Raw genomic sequence first — 15,912 nt, forward strand, 5'->3', positions numbered from 1 at the left:
CGCGTAAGGTTTCTCGGGTTCATTCGAAACGCATTCAGTTGTTACGAAACCGTTACCCCCGAAACGCCCCCACTTATGAACTTCCCCCAGCACGGCCGCCGCGCGGCCGCACGTCAGCCCCTGCGCGCCGGTGGTCCCCGCCGTACGCGCTCGACCGCCACCGCGACGCCCCGGGCCGAGTCCGCGCGTCGCGCCTCCCGGGCCGCCGAACCCGCTCGGCAGCCGCGAGCCCGTTCGGTCGTGCCGAGCCGCTCCGTGATGTCCCTCGGCGCCATGTCGGTCGTCGGCGGCCTGCTGCTCGCGACCAGCGTGCCCGCACTCGCGGTCACCGCGACGGACACCGAGGTGCGGGCATCCGTCTACGCGCCCGCTGAGGACACGCTGTCGGTGCGTCCGCAGTCGCTCGACGTCGGTTCCGAGGTCGCACTCGCGCCGATCGACACCGAGGCGTGGGAGGTCGAGGCGGCACCGCCGCCCATCGAGTCCAGCGTGGCCGGCGTGGGTTCGGTGTCGCTGATCGAGACGCCCCGCGTCGTGTGGCCCGTCGACCCCTCACGCATCGCCTCGGGCTTCGGTGGCCGTTCGGCGCCCTGTGCCGGGTGCTCGACCTTCCACGACGGCATCGACTTCAACCCGGGTGAGGGTGCACCGATCGTCTCACTCGCCGACGGCGTCGTGATCACCGCGACCGAGTCGGGCGGCGGACTCGGTGTCTACGTCGAGATCCAGCACAACATCGGCGGCGAGCTCGTCACCTCCCTCTACGCGCACCAGCAGTACGGCTCCCTCCAGGTGTCGGTGGGTCAGCGCGTGACGGCGGGCCAGGTCATCGGGGCGGTCGGCACCACCGGGCAGTCCACCGGGCCGCACCTCCACCTCGAGATGTACGGCGCCGACGGCGTCCGCTTCGACGGGCTCGGCTGGCTGCAGTCGCACGTCACCGGCTGAGCCGGCTCGCTCGGCGTCTCCGACGCGAGCGAGCTGCGTCAGCGCCCGCTGAATCGGGGTTCGCGCTTCTCGACGAATGCAGCGACCCCCTCGCGCATGTCGGCGGTCCGGAACGCATCCTCGAAGCCCGCGACCTCGAGTTCGCTCGCGCGCTCGGTGGGCGTGCCCGCGGCTGCGACGAGCACGCGCTTCGCCAGCGCGACCGCGGTCCACGCGTTCTCGGCGACCTCGGCGAGGGTGGCGCGCGCGCCTTCGAGCAGTGCGTCGCGATCGGGGAAGCGACGGGCGACGAGGCCCGCCCGTTCGGCGGTCTCCGCGTCGATCCGGCGACCGGTGAAGATGAGCTCCTTGGCGAGCGGGAGTCCGACCGCGCGCGGGAGCCGGACCGTGCCGCCGAAGCCCGGGATGAGCCCGAGCCGCACCTCGGGCTGGCCGAAGCCCGACGCATCCGTCGCGTAGATCAGGTCGCACGCGAGCGCGAGCTCGAGCCCGCCGCCGAGCGCGAATCCGTCGACGCACGCGATCACCGGGGCGGGGAAGGACTCGATCGCGGCGGCGACCCGGTGGCCGAGTCGCGACGCCTCGGCACCCTCCTCGGGCGTGAGGTCCGCGAGTGAGCGGATGTCGGCTCCCGCGACGAACGCGCGGCCGCCCTCGCCGACGACGAGCACGCCTCGGACGGCGTCGCCCTCGGACGCGAGCCGGTCGAACGCGTCGGCGACGGCCTGCAGCACCTCGGGGGAGAGCGCGTTGAGCGCCTTCGGCCGATCGATGACCACCGTCGCCACGACGCCATCGCGTTCGATGCGCACCGGGGACGGGACGGCGGAGGTCACGGGCTGCTCGGTCATCTGGCTCGTCCTTCCCGCGGCGCGGCACCGCGCTCGCGACCACGCTACGCCATGCTCCGCTCGCGGCAGGGCCGGTAGACTCGCGGGCATGCCTGCTCCCCGCCTTCGCGGCCGCCTCGCCGTGCTGTCCGCCGTCGTGGCCACCGCGACGCTCCTGCTCACCGGGTGCGTCGGCAACCCGGTGCAGGACCTCGTCGACCGCACCGTCGAGGAGACGGTCGAGGGCGCGACGGGCGGCGACGTCGAGCTCGGCGGGGACCTGCCCGCCGACTTCCCGGCATCCGTCCCGGTCATCGACGGCAGGATCGAGGTCGCCGGCGGCGCCGGAGGGAACGGCGACGGCTGGATGGTGGTGCTCACGCCCCAGGGCGCCGATCCGGTCGCCGACGCGACGTCGGCGCTCACGGCGGCGGGATTCGCCGAGGATGCCTCGCTCTCGGGCGATGCCGCAGGCGGCTCCGTCTACACCGACGGCCAGTACGTCGTCGTGCTGGCCGGTGACGCGACGACCGTGACGTACACGGTCTTCCCGGCGCCTCGGTGAGCGCGGTGACCTCCGTGTCCGCCGCGCGGGAGGACGAGCACGGCCGTTCGCTCGGCTCCCGGCTGGGCACGCTCGCGGTCGCCTTCCTCGTCGGACTGGTCTACGGCACCATCGCCACGGTCGGTCATCGGCACTCCTGGCAGGTCGGCGACGTCACGATCCCCTGGGGACTCGTCCTCGCGCTCATCGGCGTGGCGGCGCTGCTCATCGGGATCCGACTGGTCGCCGGAGGCCGGGCCGCCGCGACGGCCGCCGCAGTCGGCGTGGTGGGCTCCGTCGCCCTGCTGTCGCTGCCGGGGCCGGGCGGATCCGTCCTCGTCGCGAGCGGCATCGTGGGCACCGTATGGGCCGTCGGCCCGGCGCTCATCGCCGTGCTCGTCGTGGCCTGGCCCTCGCTGCCGTCACGCGACACCCGGCGCGCGTAGACTGGCACTCCAGCCTCTTCGAAGGGACCGCGACCCACCGTGACCTACGTCATCGCCCTGCCGTGCGTCGATGTGAAAGACCGAGCCTGCATCGACGAGTGCCCCGTCGACTGCATCTACGAGGGTGAACGCTCGCTCTACATCCACCCTGACGAATGCGTCGACTGCGGTGCGTGCGAGCCGGTGTGCCCGGTCGAGGCGATCTACTACGAAGACGACCTGCCCGACGAATGGGCCGACTACTACAAGGCGAACGTCGAATTCTTCGACGACATCGGCTCGCCCGGCGGCGCTGCGAAGGTCGGCGTGATCCCGAAGGACCACCCGCTCGTCGCCGCCCTGCCGCCGCAGGGCCACTGAGCATGGCGCTCGGCGCGCTGCCCGAGTACCCCTGGGACCTCATGGTCCCCTATCGCGCCCGCGCCATGTCGCACCGCGACGGCATCGTCGACCTGTCGATCGGCTCCCCGGTCGACCGGACGCCCACGGTCGTGCGCGACGCGCTCGCGGCCGCGACCGACGCGCACTCCTATCCGGCCACGATCGGCACGGCTGCGCTGCGGCGCGCGATCGTCGACTGGTTCGCCCGCCGGCGCGGGGTCGTCGGTCTCGACGCCGAGGCCGTGCTGCCGACGATCGGCTCGAAGGAGCTCGTCGCGCTCCTGCCGTTCCTCCTCGGCGTCGGAGCCGGGGATCGCGTCGTGCACCCGAGGGCGGCCTACCCGACCTACGAGATGGGCGCGGTGTTCGCGGGCGCGACGGCCGTGGCATCCGACGACCCCGACGATTGGCCCGAGCACACGCGCCTGGTCTGGGTGAACTCGCCCGGCAATCCCGACGGGCGGGTGCTCGGCATCGACGAGCTGCGCCGGGCGGTCGGCCGCGCGCGCGAGCTCGGGGCCGTGATCGTCAGCGACGAGTGCTACGCCGAGCTCGGCTGGGAGGCGCCGTGGGATGCCGCGCCGGTGCCGAGCATCCTCGACCCGCGGGTCACCGACGGCGACACGACGCACGTCCTGGCGATCTACTCGCTGTCGAAGCAGTCCAACATGGCCGGGTACCGCGCCGCATTCGTCGCCGGATGCCACGACTCGATCGCGCGTCTGACCACGGCGCGCAAGCACGCCGGACTCATGGTCCCCGCACCGCTGCAAGCCGCGATGACCGTCGCCCTCGGCGACGATGCGCACGTCGCCGAGCAGAAGGAGCGGTACCGCTCGCGGCGGAGCCTGCTGAAGCCCGCCCTCCAGGACGCCGGATTCCGCATCGACCACAGCGAGGCCGGGCTCTACCTCTGGGCCACCGAGGGACGCGATGCGTGGGAGTCGATCGGCCGCCTGGCCGACCTCGGAATCCTCGGCGGACCCGGGCACTTCTACGGCACGCACTTCCCGCAGCACGTCCGGCTCTCGCTCACCGCACCCGACGAACGCATCGCCTCGGGCGCCGCGCGCCTGCGCGCCACGGCCGTGCGGTGACATCCACCAATCAGATCGCGCATCTCTTGGTGGATGCGACAGTGTGCCGTCGTCACGTCTAGGCTGTATTCGGGCCGCGCGCGCCGACCGACGGCCGGCTTGAGAGCAGGGGACCAAGTGACGATCACAGGAGACGCCGTGAGCAACGTCGTGAACGAAGCGGCCGGGGCCGACCGCCCCGACACCGCGACGCTGGCCTTTCCGGGCGGCACGGCCGAATTCCCGATCCACGCGGCCTCGCAGGGCAACGGCAGCATCGACCTCTCCACGCTGACGCGCCAGACCGGTCTCACCGCGCTCGACTACGGCTTCGTCAACACCGCCTCCACCCGCTCCTCGATCACCTACATCGACGGCGAGCAGGGCATCCTGCGCTATCGCGGGTATCCGATCGAGCAGCTGGCCGAGCACTCCACCTACCTCGAGGTGGCCTGGCTGCTCATGTACGGCGAGCTGCCGACGCCCGACCAGCTCGGCGAGTTCGACGAGAAGATCCGCCGCCACACGCTGCTGCACGAAGACCTGAAGCGCTTCTTCTCGGCCCTGCCGCACACGGCCCACCCCATGGCCGTGCTCTCGAGCGCCGTCGCCGCGCTCTCGACCTACTACGAGGACTCGTCCGACCCGCACGACCCCGACCACGTCGAGCTGACCACCATCCGCCTGCTGGCGAAGCTGCCCGTGATCGCGGCGTACGCGCACAAGAAGAGCATCGGCCAGGCGTTCCTGTACCCCGACAACTCGCTCAACTTCGTCGAGAACTTCCTGCGGCTCAACTTCGGCAACATGGCCGAGCCGTACACGATCGAACCCACGCTTGCGAAGGCGCTCGACCGCCTGCTGATCCTGCACGAGGACCACGAGCAGAACGCGTCGACCTCGACGGTGCGACTCGTCGGCTCGACGGGTGCGAACCTCTATGCGTCGATCTCGGCGGGCATCCAGGCGCTCTCGGGCCCGCTGCACGGCGGTGCGAACGAGGCCGTGCTGCAGATGCTCGCGCAGATCCGCGACTCGGGCGAGGGCGTCGCGAAGTTCGTCGAGCGCGTCAAGCGCAAGGAGGATGGCGTCAAGCTCATGGGCTTCGGCCACCGGGTCTACAAGAACTACGATCCGCGCGCGAAGATCGTCAAGGAGAGCGCAAACGCGGTGCTCGAGGGGCTCGGCGTGAACGACCCTCTGCTCGACATCGCGAAGGAACTCGAGCAGTTCGCGCTCGAGGACGAGTACTTCAAGCAGCGCCGCCTCTACCCGAACGTCGATTTCTACACCGGCGTCATCTACAAGGCGATGGGCTTCCCCACACGCATGTTCACGGTGCTCTTCGCGATCGGCCGGCTGCCCGGCTGGATCGCGCACTGGCGCGAGATGAACCTCGACCCGCAGACGAAGATCGGCCGCCCGCAGCAGCTGTACACCGGGTCGATCGAGCGTCGCTACCCGACGATTCGCTGACCGCCGCCCCCGGCGATCGAGCCGCAGGCGGACGCGCCGACTACTCGACCACCGAGACCGCGGCGGCGTCGTCCATGAGCGCGCCGTGCGGCTCGACGAGGCCCGGACGCGGGTCCAGGTGGACGCCGGCGAGCATGCACCGCACCGACCCGCCCGCCAGCTCGATCGTCGGGACGTCGAGCGGCAGCAGTCGTGCGCTGCGCTCGATCCGATCGCGCTGATCGGCCGTGAGCGCGTCGAAGGCGCGCCGCGACAGCGCGAGCACGCGGCCCTGCGATCCCCACAGCTCGAGCGCGTTACCCGCGAAGTCGTCGACCTGCGCATTGGTGAGCGCGATGACGTCGCGCCGTCCGCGTGCAGAGAGCCGGTCGAGCACCTCCTGCCGCCTGGCGGGGGAGACGAGCATGTCGGCCGCGACGAGGGCGAACTCGGTGGCGATGCTGAGGATCACGTTGGTGTGGTAGACGGCGATCCCGCGGCCGTCGACGGCGTCGAACACCATCGGCTCGTAGCCGAAGTTGGTGCAGAACCGCTCCAGGGCGATGGGGTCGGCGCGATTCGAGCGCGCCGCGTAGGCGATGCGCAGCTCGTGGTCCAGCACCATCGCGCCGGTGCCCTCGAGGAAGACGTCGTCGTACTCGAGGCCCGAGTAGTCGATGACGTCCTGGACGCGGTAGGTGGTCTTCAGCAGCTCGACGATGTCGCCGCGCCGCTCGGTGCGCCGATTCGGCGTGTACATCGGGAAGAGCGCGATGTGCCCGCCCGAGTGCGTGGAGATCCAGTTGTTCGGGAACACGCTGTCGGGCCGGTGCGCCGTCTCGTCCTCGAAGAGGTGCACGGTCACGCCGGCCGCCTCCAGGGCGGCACCCGCCCGCGTCACCTCGTCGTACGCGGCCGCCGCGAGTCGCTCGGGGTCGTGCCCGTCGGCGTTCGGCTGGAAGCCGTTGTCGGCGAGCGTCTGCGGGTTGGGCGCGAAGCGATGCGGCCGGACCATGACGACCGCGGCCGGGGACTGGACGGACATGCTCAGCCCACCGGGGAGAACGCGCCGACCAGCCCGAAGAGGTCCTTCGGGTCGTCGGGGTCGGCCACCAGGTCGATGCGCTGCTCGAACCGCGTGCCGGCGACCTGGTCGCGGACGTATCGGAGCGCGGAGAAGTCCTCGATCGCGAAGCCGACCGAGTCGAACAGGGTGATCTGCTCGGCGCTCGTGCGGCCCGCGGCACGCTCGGTGAGCACCTCCCAGAGTTCCGTCACCGGGAAGTCGGCGGGCTTGGCCTGGATCTCGCCCTCGATGCGGGTCTGGGGCGTGTACTCGACGAACACGCCGGCGCGGTCGAGGATGGCGGGGTCGAGCTCGGTCTTGCCCGGGCAGTCGCCGCCGATCGCGTTGAGGTGCATGCCGGGCCGCACCCACTCGTCGGCCACGACGGCGTTGCGGGCCTTGTCGGCCGTGCAGGTGGTCACGACGTCGGCGCCGTCGAGCCCCTCGGCGGCGCTGCCGGCGACCTCGATCTGGAACCCGAGGGGCAGCATGTTGCGCACGAACTTCGCGATCGCGTCGGGGTCGACGTCGAAGACGCGCAGCCGGGTGATGCCGAGCGTGTGGCGGAAGGCGAGCGCCTGGAACTCGGCCTGGCTGCCCGTGCCGATCATGGCCATGACCTGGGAGTCGGGCCGCGCGAGCAGTTTCGCCGCGAACGCGCTCGTCGCTGCGGTGCGCAATGCGGTGAGGACGGTCATCTCGGCGAGGAAGGTGGGGTAGCCGTTGTGCACGTCGGCGAGCACGCCGAACGCGGTGACGGTCTGGTAGCCGCGTGCGGGGTTGGAAGGGTGCCCGTTGACGTACTTGAACGCGTACGACTCGTGGTCGCTCGTGGGCATGAGCTCGATCACGCCGAACGGCGTGTGGCTCGCCACGCGGGGGGTCTTGTCGAACGCCTCCCAGCGGGCGAAATCCTGCTCGAGGTACTCGAGGATGCCGGCGATGATGCGCTCAGGTCCGGTGCTGGCGACCCAGCCGACCATGTTGCGGACGTCGACGAAGCTCGTCATTCCATTCCCTTTCGAATCGTCCCCCTCGATCGAGCCTAGGACTGGTCGATATGCAACGGCAACGACCGCTCTGGGCTCGGATCGGCCGTGCGCTGCGCACTCTGCAATGCCTCGGGTTACACTCTGCGCATGGACCAGCTCGACGACCTCGATCGCCGCCTCCTCGCCCTGCTCCGCGAGGACGGTCGCGCGCCCGTCGCCGAGCTCGCGCGCCGGCTCGGCGTCGCCCGGGCGACGGTCACGGGCCGCATCGATCGGCTCGTGGCATCCGGCCTCATCGTTGGCTTCTCGGTGCGCGTGCGCGACGAGCTCGCTCCGCTCGCGATCCACGCGATCTCCTTCATCGAGGTCGAGGGTCGCAGTACCGACCATGTGATTCGACGGCTCCGCGGCTTCCCCGAGATCATCGCCCTGCACACCACGAACGGCGGATGGGACCTCGTCGCCGAGCTTCGTACCGAGACGCTCGGCGAGTTCGACCGCGTGCTCGGTCGCATCCGCTCGATCGATGGAGTGGTCAACAGCGAGACCAGCCTGCTGCTGAGCTCGGTGCTGCGCTGAGCTCGGTGCTGCGCTGAGCGCGGCCTGCGCGGAGCGTGCGGCCTGCGCGGCTCAGCCGCCGGCTGGACGCAGCACCAGTGCGTCCTCGGCGGCGTCGCGCACGGCCTCGGTCGTGAAGGGCCAGGGCCGGCTCTCGCCGCGCTGCCACAGCGGCGTCTGGTCGGCGTAGTGCGGATGGAACGCATGCCCGGACGCGCCGGTGAGGTTCACCCAGGTGGATGCGTCGAGGTCGTCGAGGTCGACGACCATGCGCATCGACGGCACCCAGTCGGCCTCGTACCCGATGCGCGCGTCCCATCCGACCGCGTTCACGATCGCCGATCCACCGCCCGTCTCGTAGGGTCCGCGGTTGAACAGCCATTCGATCGGGCCGATGCCCGAGCGCCCGAAGCTGGCGTTCTCGAGCGTCAGGGTGTGCAGCAGGCCCCACCGCCAGTCGGCGGGGTCGTCGCCGAGGCGATCGGATGCCTCGGACCACGCGTCCTCGAGCGAGGCGGCGATCACGGCGTCGCGTCCGGTCACGCCGGCCTCGTCGTCGGACCACCACGCAGCGTCGGGCTCTGCGAGGAGCGAGCCGACCACCGCGAACCAGCGGTCGCCGCCCTCGGGCCGGGTCGAGTCGGGCAGCCCGCCGAACATGCGGTCGAGGAGGGTTCGCCAGAACACGGCGAAGTAGGCCGCCTCGGCGCTGTCGGGACCGGTCCGGGCATCCCACCCCTCGAGCAGGTCGGCGCCGCGCTTCGCGTCGCCGTCGAGGTCGAGGCTCGCGATCACCGGCAGGAAGGCCTGCGCGTTCGCGTCGTGCGTGCCGAGTTGCAGGTCGGACATGTCGTCGGCGGTGAGGGTCCCGCCGTCGGCCGTGAGTTCGAGGATCCGGCGTTCGAGGGCGTCCGCACGATAGCCGAGGTCCCAGTCGCGCGTGAGCGTCGGGCCGGCATCGTCGACCGCGTTGTTGGCCGTCACGATGTAGCCGCGCGCGGGATTCAGGACGGACGGGAGCTCCTCGAACGGGACCATGCCGGTCCATCCCGTCGTGCTGGTCCAGCCGGGCATCGGCAGCGTGCCGTCGCCGGCCTTGCGGACCGGGATCGCACCTGGCGCCTGGTAGCCGATGTTGCCCGCGACGTCGGCGTAGACCAGGTTCTGCGCGGGCACGTCGAACAGGTCGGCTGCGTCCTGGAACGTCGCCCAGTCCGATGCGCGGTTCATCGCGAAGATCGCACTCGGCGTAGTGCCCGGCGTCAGCGCCGTCCACTGCAGCGAGACCTCGAGCTCGGCCCCGCCGGGCGCGGCACCGCCGTCCGCCCCGGCCGCTGCGACGCTCGGGTCGTACCCCTGCGCGATCCGCCCGTAGTCGGATTCGGGATCGAGGCTCACGATCGGACCGCGGTCGGTGGAGCGCACCTGGACGGTCACCGGGTCGCCCCCGGCCACCTCGATCACCTCCTCGCGCACGGTGAGGGGTCGGAGGGTGCCGTCGAGCTCGTACGACTCGTCGACGATCCGCTCGAGGTAGAGGTCCGCGACATCCGGCCCGAGGTTCGTGAGGCCCCAGGCGATGGTGCTGTTATGCCCGATGATGATGCCGGGGAGGCCCGAGAAGCCGTAGCCGGCCACGTCGAACGTGCACTCGGGGGTGGGCTCCGCGCAGTGCAGGCCCATCTGCACCCAGATCGACGGCATGGCCGGGCCGAGGTGCGGGTCGTTCGCGAGCAGCGGCATGCCGGATTCGGTGAGCGCCCCGGAGACCACCCACGAGTTGGACCCGAGGTCGCCGCCCTCGGGTCCGAGGAGCTCGGGGAGGGCGTCCACGCGGTCGGCGAGCGCGGCGATGGCCTCGAGGTGACCAGGATCGATCGGCGATGCCTCGGTCGAGAGGGGCGTCACCTCCGTCGAGGCGGGCGCGGCAGCCGCGGCGAGCCCGTCGACGATCGTCGGCATCGCCGAGAACGGGAAGTCGGGATGCAGCCGCTGCACCTCCTCTGGCGGCAGCTCCGCGCTCAGCAGCGCGCGGTCGATCTCGTCGCCGAGGTTCGAGCGGAGGTCCCAGGCCATGGCCTTGAGCCAGGCGATCGAGTCGACCGGCGTCCACGATTCGGGCTCGTACCCGGGATTCTGGAGCGCGAGCACCGCGTATTCGAGCGACAGCTCGGCGCCGCTGCGTTCGGCGAGGTACGCGTTCACGCCGGCGGCGTAGGCCTCGTAGAACGCGCGCGTCGGCTGGTCGAGCAGCTCCCACTCGGCCTCGGCGACGCCGCGCCAGTCGAGGGTTCGGACGAACGTGTCGGTGGCGACCTGCGACGCGCCGAACAGCTCGGCCAGCCGCCCGGCCGTCACGTGCCGGCGGAAGTCCATCTCCCAGAATCGGTCCTGGGCGTGCACGTAGCCCTGCGCGAAGAAGAGGTCGTGGTCGGTCTCGGCGACGAGCTGCGGGATGCCGGCGTCGTCGCGGTACACCGTCACCGCGCCGGCGAGCCCGGGCACCTCGATCCGTCCGGTCGTCGTGGGGAACGCGCGGTGCACGGTCCACCACCCCGCTCCGACCGCGGCGACGCCGAGCACGAGCACCGTGACGAGCATGCCGACGAGGAACTGGCCCCAGCGATGGCGTCGGGTCCTCGGCGCGTCCGTTCCCACGTCACTCCCTCGTGTCGTCACGGCCGGGCGACCGCCGTCGGGCGCCTCGGGTGCAGATCACTGTACCTCTCCCGAGGGGCGACGGCGGATGCCGCGGCCGGGGCCGACTCAGGCGTGCAGCGCGGTGTTCAGCACGACGCCCTCGCCCGAGCGGGAGAGCACCTCGACGCGGCCGTCGAGGGAGTTGCGACGGAACAGCAGGTTGGGCTGTCCGGACAGCTCGACGGCCTTGACGACTCGGTCGGGCTCGCCTCCGACGCCGAGGACGGCGACCTTGGTGCCGGCGGTCACGTACAGGCCCGCCTCGACCACCGAGTCGTCGCCGATCGAGATGCCGATGCCGGAGTTCGCCCCGAGCAGCGCGCGCTCGCCGATCGCGACGCGCTGCGTGCCGCCGCCCGAGAGCGTGCCCATGATCGAGGCGCCGCCGCCGATGTCGCTGCCGTCGCCGACGACCACGCCCTGGGAGATGCGACCCTCGACCATCGACGAACCGAGCGTGCCGGCGTTGAAGTTCACGAAGCCCTCGTGCATCACGGTGGTGCCCGGCGCGAGGTGGGCGCCGAGTCGCACGCGCGAGGCGTCGGCCACGCGCACGCGCTCGGGGACCACGTAGTCGAGCAGGCGCGGGAACTTGTCGAGCCCGATGACGTGGAGGCCGGCGCGCTGCAGCACCGGCCGGAGCCGGTCGAGGTCGTCGGGATGCACCGGGCCGGCGTTGGTCCACGCGACGTTCGGCAGGTGGCCGAAGATCCCGTCGAGGTTCAGCGAGTTGGGGCGCACCAGCAGGTGCGAGAGCAGGTGCAGTCGCAGGTACGCGTCGCTCGTGCCGGTCGGCGGCTCGTCGAGGCGGATGGCGACGCGCACCGCCTCCACGGTGACCCCGCGTCGCTCGTCGGGCCCCACCGCGCCGGCAGGGGGCTCCCACGCGGCCGGCGCCGGCTGGGGGAGTTCGCCGAGCTGCGGCGCGGGGTACCACGTGTCGAGCACCGTGCCGTCGGCGGCGATCGTGGCGAGTCCGTCGCCCCAGGCGGCGGTGGGCGCGGTCGGGTTCGGCGAGTCTGCGGGCATGCCTCAAGGGTACCGAGCCCGGTTCGACCGACGTCGGTGCGTGACGTGCGAGGCCCAGCCGCGACATCCGCCCGCCCGTAGACTTGCAGGATGGCTGATCCCGTCCGGCCCGAGGCCGCACTCGACCTGTCCGCCGACGTCGTCGCCATCACGCAGGCGATCTGCGACATCCCGACCGTGTCGGGTGACGAGGGGCCGCTCGCCGACCTCATCGTCGACGCGCTGGCGGATGCCGTGCACCTCGAGGTGATCCGCGAGGGCGACACGGTCGTCGCGCGCACGAACCTCGGTCGCGAGCGCCGTGTGGTCATCGCGGGCCACCTCGACACCGTGCCGATCAACGGCAACGTGCCGACGCGCTTCGAGGAGGTCGACGGACGCCGCGTCCTCTGGGGCCGCGGCACCGTCGACATGAAGGCCGGCGTCGCGGTCCAGCTCAAGCTGGCGCACGAGCTCGCCGATCCCACGGTCGACGTGACCTGGATGTGGTACGACCACGAGGAGGTCGCCGCCGACTTCAACGGGCTGGGCCGGTTGCTGAAGGTGCGGCCCGACCTCTTCGAGGCCGACTTCGCGATCCTCGGCGAGCCGACCCGCGCCGAGGTCGAGGGCGGCTGCAACGGCACGCTGCGCCTCGACCTGCGAACGCGGGGCCGCCGGGCGCACTCGGCACGCAGCTGGGTGGGCGAGAACGCGATCCACAAGCTCGCGCCGGCGCTCGAGCGCCTCGCCGCGTACGAAGCCGAGACGGTGACCGTCGACGGGCTCGACTACCGCGAGGGCCTGAGCGCCGTGCTCGTGCACGGCGGCGTTGCCGGCAACGTGATCCCCGACGAGGCCGTGCTGACCCTCAACTACCGGTTCGCGCCGAGCCGCACCATCGACGAGGCCGTCGCGAAGGTGCGCGCGCTGTTCCCCGAGTACGAGACCGACGTCACCGACGCGTCCGACGGCGCCCGCCCCGGACTCGACGACCCGCTCGCGCAGCAGTTCGTGCAGGCCGTCGGTGCCGAGGCCAAGCCCAAGTACGGGTGGACGGATGTCGCGCGCTTCAGCGCGCTCGGCGTGCCGGCCGTGAACTTCGGTCCGGGCGACCCGCTCCTGGCGCACGCCGACGACGAACGCGTCGACTGCGACGAGATCGTCGCGTGCGAGCGCGCGCTGCGGAGCTGGCTCACCGGCGCGACGGGCTGAGGCGCACCGGGTGAGCGTCGACGAGATGGCCGCCGTCCGGGAGCCCGACCCGTTCCGCCGCACCCGCTGGTCGCCGCGCGTGCGCTGGCGACTCCTGCCCTGGTGGGCGCGGGTCGTGCTCGTGTACGTCGCCGCGCGCGCGGTCACGACGGCGTTCGTGCTCGAGTTGGCCGGTCGGCAGGCGTCGAACGCCTGGACCGACGCGCAACCCGGCTACTTCGAGTTCGCGAACCTCTGGGACGCCCGCTGGTACGAGTTCATCGCGTCATCCGGATACCCCGACGAGCTGCCGCGCACCGCCGAGGGCCACGTCGCCGAGAACCAGTGGGCGTTCCTGCCCGTCTACCCCGGCATCGTGCGCGTGCTCACGGTGGTCGGCGTGCCGTGGGATGTCGCATCCGTCGTCATCGCCCTCATCGCGGGGCTCGGGGCGGCGCTCGTCTTCCACCGCCTCATGTCGCGCTTCCTCGAACCCGACCAGGCGATGTTCGCGGTGGTGCTGTTCTGCGTGGCGCCGGTCGCGCCCATCATGCAGTTCGGCTACGCCGAATCGCTCGGGTTCCTGTGGCTCGCGGTCGCGCTGCTCCTCCTCGTCGACCGGCGGTACGGATGGCTCGTCCCGGTCGTGCTGATCTGGGCGTTCACGCGCCCCGGGGCGCTCGCCTTCGCGCTCACGCTCGGGCTGCACTGGATCGTGCGCTGGTTCACGCGTGAGCGGGATCCGTTCCCCGTCCGCGAGCGCGTCGCCGCGGCATCCGTCGCTGTGCTGGCCGGCGTCGCAGGGCTCGCGTGGCCGGCGATCGCGTGGGCGGCCACCGGGGAGATGCAGGCCTACACCGACACCGAGCTCGCCTGGCGGTCGTCGTACATCGGCTACGTCGAGCTCGTGCCGCTCACGCCGTGGTTCCAGGCGGGGGACTGGTGGCTCGACCAGCCCATGGGCACGATCGCGCCCATCGCCCTGGTCGTCGCGTTCGCGCTCGTGCTCGCGTCGCCGTGGGTCCGGCGCCTCGGCGTCGACCTCCGGCTCTGGCTCGCCAGCTACGCGCTGTACCTGTTCGCTGTGTTCTTCCCCCAGTCGAGCACGTTCCGGATCCTCGCGCCCATGTTCCCGCTCGCCGGGGCGCTGGCGGTGCCACGCTCGCCGTGGTGGCGCGGCGGACTCGTCGCCGTGTCGCTCGCGCTGCAGTTCGGGTGGCTGGTCATCGCCTGGCGGATCGACGGCTACGACTGGACGCCGCCGTGACGTGCGAACGCACGGCGTCGCGGCGGTGAACGCTTGCCCGTGCCATCCACAGGGCGGCCGCGTCGCACCGGTGTGTCGGTCGGATACGGGATAATGGAGATTCAGCCACGAAAGGGGTAGCTCAATGGCGGCCATGAAGCCACGCACTGGAGACGGACCGATGGAGGCTGTGAAGGAGGGTCGGCTCATCATCGTGCGGGTGCCCCTCGAGGGCGGCGGCCGCCTCGTCGTCTCGGTGAACGACGCTGAGGCCAAGGAGCTCTACGACGTCCTCGGCGGCGTCGTGAACGCGGCCTGAGCCAGGGGTCGCGCGCCACGCGACCCTCAGGCGCCCAGCTTCACGATCTGGAGCAGGCCGTCCCCGGCCGGCGAGATGGCGGCCACGACGGCGGAGGATGCCGCGAGCTCCGAGATGAGCTCGCGGAACGCCGTCGCCGCGTCATCTCGCCGCGCCGGGTCGGCCACCCGTCCCTTCCACAGCGCACGGGCCACGAGCACGCTGCCGCCCGGCTTGGCCAGCCGCAGCCCGTGCTCCACGTACTCGATCACCGACGGCACGTCGGCGTCGATGAAGACGAGGTCGTACGACCGCTCGTTCATGCGCGGCAGCACCTCGCCGGCGCGTCCCGCGATGAGGCGCACGCGAGCCGGCGCGACGCCGGCCTCGGCGAAGTGCTCGCGCGCGTGCTGCTGGTACTCGGTCTCGGTGTCGATCGACGTCAGGTGCGCGCCGCGCGCGGCCTGCAGCATCCAGAGCCCCGACACGCCGACGCCCGTTCCGACCTCGATGATCGCACGCGCGTCGCAGGCGGCCGCGATCACCGAGAGCTGTGCCCCGACCGCGGGTGACACCGGCTCGACGCCGAGCTCGAGGGACTGCTGGCGGGCCTTCGCGATCGACTCGGATTCCACGACGCTCTCGTCGACGTACTTCCAGTTCAGGTCGTGTTCGGACACGTGGCGGCTCCCGGGGTCTTCCGACCCCCAAGCCTAGGGGGCGGGCACGCGGCACTCGGCACGCCTCGCCGCCGCTATCCTTGTCGCATGGGCGGCCTCACCTTCGACAAACTCCTCATCGTCGGGGTGATCGCCGTGTTCCTTCTCGGACCCGAGCGACTCCCGCACTACGCGGCGCAGCTCGGCAAGTTCGTGCGCTCGATGCGCGACATGGCGAACGGCGCGAAGTCCCGCGTACGCGACGAGATGGGGCCCGACTTCGACGAGGTCGACTGGCGCAAGCTCGACCCACGTCAGTACGACCCGCGTCGCATCATCCGCGAGGCGCTGACCGACGTCGACCCGTTCGCCGAGCCTGCGCGGCCCGTCGTCGCGCGCGCCGGGGTGAACGAGAACTCCGCGTACCTGCAGCGCAAGCGCAAGCGCGAGGCGCTCGCGGCAGGCGAGGGCGCGCCGTTCGACTCCGAGGCGACCTAGAGCCTCCTCGCCG

Annotated in this window: 17 protein-coding genes; 11 read left to right on the forward strand and 6 right to left on the reverse strand. The window is 71.6% G+C overall.

What is annotated here, in order from left to right; genetic code table 11:
* Nucleotides 1-258 precede the first annotated feature (258 nt).
* Nucleotides 259-948 carry a M23 family metallopeptidase gene (locus ACFQ58_RS16025; protein WP_376952164.1) on the forward strand — a complete coding sequence of 230 codons (690 nt, stop codon included), beginning with the start codon at nucleotides 259-261 and terminating at the stop codon, nucleotides 946-948.
* 38 nt (nucleotides 949-986) lie between these two features.
* Here ACFQ58_RS16025 and ACFQ58_RS16030 read toward each other — a convergent pair whose 3' ends face one another.
* The gene (locus ACFQ58_RS16030; RefSeq protein WP_376952165.1) at nucleotides 987-1,799 is read right to left on the reverse strand and encodes an enoyl-CoA hydratase/isomerase family protein; all 813 of its coding nucleotides are present in this window, start codon (nucleotides 1,797-1,799) and stop codon (nucleotides 987-989) included.
* An 88-nt stretch (nucleotides 1,800-1,887) separates the two neighbouring features.
* On the opposite strand from ACFQ58_RS16030, the gene ACFQ58_RS16035 reads away from it, so the two are divergent.
* The 5 genes from ACFQ58_RS16035 to ACFQ58_RS16055 all read left to right on the forward strand — a co-directional run bounded on the left by ACFQ58_RS16035 (nucleotide 1,888) and on the right by ACFQ58_RS16055 (nucleotide 5,701).
* Nucleotides 1,888-2,343 (forward strand): hypothetical protein, encoded by a 456-nt coding sequence (locus ACFQ58_RS16035; RefSeq protein WP_376952166.1) that lies wholly within the window; start codon nucleotides 1,888-1,890, stop codon nucleotides 2,341-2,343.
* 5 nt (nucleotides 2,344-2,348) lie between these two features.
* Nucleotides 2,349-2,768 carry a DUF6113 family protein gene (locus ACFQ58_RS16040; protein ID WP_376952167.1) on the forward strand — a complete coding sequence of 140 codons (420 nt, stop codon included), beginning with the start codon at nucleotides 2,349-2,351 and terminating at the stop codon, nucleotides 2,766-2,768.
* Nucleotides 2,769-2,807: 39 nt separating this feature from the next.
* Nucleotides 2,808-3,128, forward strand: a complete 321-nt coding sequence (gene fdxA, locus ACFQ58_RS16045; protein WP_092669160.1) for a ferredoxin — start codon at nucleotides 2,808-2,810, stop codon at nucleotides 3,126-3,128.
* 2 nt (nucleotides 3,129-3,130) lie between these two features.
* Nucleotides 3,131-4,246 (forward strand): succinyldiaminopimelate transaminase, encoded by a 1,116-nt coding sequence (gene dapC, locus ACFQ58_RS16050; protein WP_376952168.1) that lies wholly within the window; start codon nucleotides 3,131-3,133, stop codon nucleotides 4,244-4,246.
* 138 nt (nucleotides 4,247-4,384) lie between these two features.
* Entirely contained in the window at nucleotides 4,385-5,701 is a 1,317-nt protein-coding gene (locus ACFQ58_RS16055) for a citrate synthase (RefSeq protein ID WP_376952169.1), read from the forward strand.
* 40 nt (nucleotides 5,702-5,741) lie between these two features.
* Here ACFQ58_RS16055 and ctlX read toward each other — a convergent pair whose 3' ends face one another.
* Both ctlX and ACFQ58_RS16065 read right to left on the reverse strand, forming a co-directional pair.
* A complete protein-coding gene (gene ctlX / locus ACFQ58_RS16060) occupies nucleotides 5,742-6,725 on the reverse strand; it encodes a citrulline utilization hydrolase CtlX (protein WP_376952170.1) in 984 nt (327 codons plus the stop codon).
* Between the two features lie 2 nt (nucleotides 6,726-6,727).
* A complete protein-coding gene (locus ACFQ58_RS16065) occupies nucleotides 6,728-7,756 on the reverse strand; it encodes an ornithine cyclodeaminase (protein WP_376952171.1) in 1,029 nt (342 codons plus the stop codon).
* 129 nt (nucleotides 7,757-7,885) lie between these two features.
* On the opposite strand from ACFQ58_RS16065, the gene ACFQ58_RS16070 reads away from it, so the two are divergent.
* Entirely contained in the window at nucleotides 7,886-8,317 is a 432-nt protein-coding gene (locus ACFQ58_RS16070; RefSeq protein WP_376952172.1) for an Lrp/AsnC family transcriptional regulator, read from the forward strand.
* Nucleotides 8,318-8,368: 51 nt separating this feature from the next.
* On the opposite strand, the gene ACFQ58_RS16075 is transcribed toward ACFQ58_RS16070, so the two are convergent.
* Together ACFQ58_RS16075 and dapD are read right to left on the reverse strand one after the other, a co-directional pair.
* Nucleotides 8,369-10,954 carry a penicillin acylase family protein gene (locus ACFQ58_RS16075; protein ID WP_376952173.1) on the reverse strand — a complete coding sequence of 862 codons (2,586 nt, stop codon included), beginning with the start codon at nucleotides 10,952-10,954 and terminating at the stop codon, nucleotides 8,369-8,371.
* Nucleotides 10,955-11,062: 108 nt separating this feature from the next.
* Nucleotides 11,063-12,025 carry a 2,3,4,5-tetrahydropyridine-2,6-dicarboxylate N-succinyltransferase gene (gene dapD, locus ACFQ58_RS16080; protein WP_376952174.1) on the reverse strand — a complete coding sequence of 321 codons (963 nt, stop codon included), beginning with the start codon at nucleotides 12,023-12,025 and terminating at the stop codon, nucleotides 11,063-11,065.
* Between the two features lie 90 nt (nucleotides 12,026-12,115).
* Between dapD and dapE the strand changes: the two genes are divergently transcribed.
* The 3 genes from dapE (at nucleotide 12,116) to ACFQ58_RS16095 (ending at nucleotide 14,763) form a co-directional block, all read left to right on the forward strand.
* Complete coding sequence (gene dapE, locus ACFQ58_RS16085) at nucleotides 12,116-13,219, forward strand: succinyl-diaminopimelate desuccinylase (RefSeq protein WP_376952175.1); 1,104 nt, start codon at nucleotides 12,116-12,118, stop codon at nucleotides 13,217-13,219.
* Nucleotides 13,220-13,229: 10 nt separating this feature from the next.
* Nucleotides 13,230-14,465 carry a hypothetical protein gene (locus ACFQ58_RS16090; RefSeq protein ID WP_376952176.1) on the forward strand — a complete coding sequence of 412 codons (1,236 nt, stop codon included), beginning with the start codon at nucleotides 13,230-13,232 and terminating at the stop codon, nucleotides 14,463-14,465.
* Between the two features lie 124 nt (nucleotides 14,466-14,589).
* Entirely contained in the window at nucleotides 14,590-14,763 is a 174-nt protein-coding gene (locus ACFQ58_RS16095; RefSeq protein ID WP_019179788.1) for a DUF3117 domain-containing protein, read from the forward strand.
* Nucleotides 14,764-14,789: 26 nt separating this feature from the next.
* Here ACFQ58_RS16095 and ACFQ58_RS16100 read toward each other — a convergent pair whose 3' ends face one another.
* On the reverse strand, nucleotides 14,790-15,422 hold the full coding sequence (locus ACFQ58_RS16100; protein WP_376952177.1) for an O-methyltransferase: 633 nt from the start codon (nucleotides 15,420-15,422) through the stop codon (nucleotides 14,790-14,792).
* A gap of 87 nt (nucleotides 15,423-15,509) precedes the next feature.
* Here ACFQ58_RS16100 and ACFQ58_RS16105 point away from each other — a divergent pair, with 87 nt between their 5' ends.
* The gene (locus tag ACFQ58_RS16105; RefSeq protein ID WP_376952178.1) at nucleotides 15,510-15,899 is read left to right on the forward strand and encodes a twin-arginine translocase TatA/TatE family subunit; all 390 of its coding nucleotides are present in this window, start codon (nucleotides 15,510-15,512) and stop codon (nucleotides 15,897-15,899) included.
* Nucleotides 15,900-15,912 lie beyond the last annotated feature (13 nt).

It is taken from the genome of Agromyces sp. NPDC056523 (assembly GCF_042794545.1).
Classification (GTDB): Bacteria; Actinomycetota; Actinomycetes; order Actinomycetales; family Microbacteriaceae; genus Agromyces.

Coding starts and splice junctions, on each gene's coding strand:
- ACFQ58_RS16025 (WP_376952164.1), top strand. CDS start 259: ATGTCCCTCGGCGCCATGTCGGTCGTCGGCGGCCTGCTGCTCGCGACC.
- ACFQ58_RS16030 (WP_376952165.1), bottom strand. CDS start 1,799: ATGACCGAGCAGCCCGTGACCTCCGCCGTCCCGTCCCCGGTGCGCATC.
- ACFQ58_RS16035 (WP_376952166.1), top strand. CDS start 1,888: ATGCCTGCTCCCCGCCTTCGCGGCCGCCTCGCCGTGCTGTCCGCCGTC.
- dapC (WP_376952168.1), top strand. CDS start 3,131: ATGGCGCTCGGCGCGCTGCCCGAGTACCCCTGGGACCTCATGGTCCCC.
- ctlX (WP_376952170.1), bottom strand. CDS start 6,725: ATGTCCGTCCAGTCCCCGGCCGCGGTCGTCATGGTCCGGCCGCATCGC.
- ACFQ58_RS16065 (WP_376952171.1), bottom strand. CDS start 7,756: ATGACGAGCTTCGTCGACGTCCGCAACATGGTCGGCTGGGTCGCCAGC.
- ACFQ58_RS16070 (WP_376952172.1), top strand. CDS start 7,886: ATGGACCAGCTCGACGACCTCGATCGCCGCCTCCTCGCCCTGCTCCGC.
- dapD (WP_376952174.1), bottom strand. CDS start 12,025: ATGCCCGCAGACTCGCCGAACCCGACCGCGCCCACCGCCGCCTGGGGC.
- dapE (WP_376952175.1), top strand. CDS start 12,116: ATGGCTGATCCCGTCCGGCCCGAGGCCGCACTCGACCTGTCCGCCGAC.
- ACFQ58_RS16095 (WP_019179788.1), top strand. CDS start 14,590: ATGGCGGCCATGAAGCCACGCACTGGAGACGGACCGATGGAGGCTGTG.
- ACFQ58_RS16105 (WP_376952178.1), top strand. CDS start 15,510: ATGGGCGGCCTCACCTTCGACAAACTCCTCATCGTCGGGGTGATCGCC.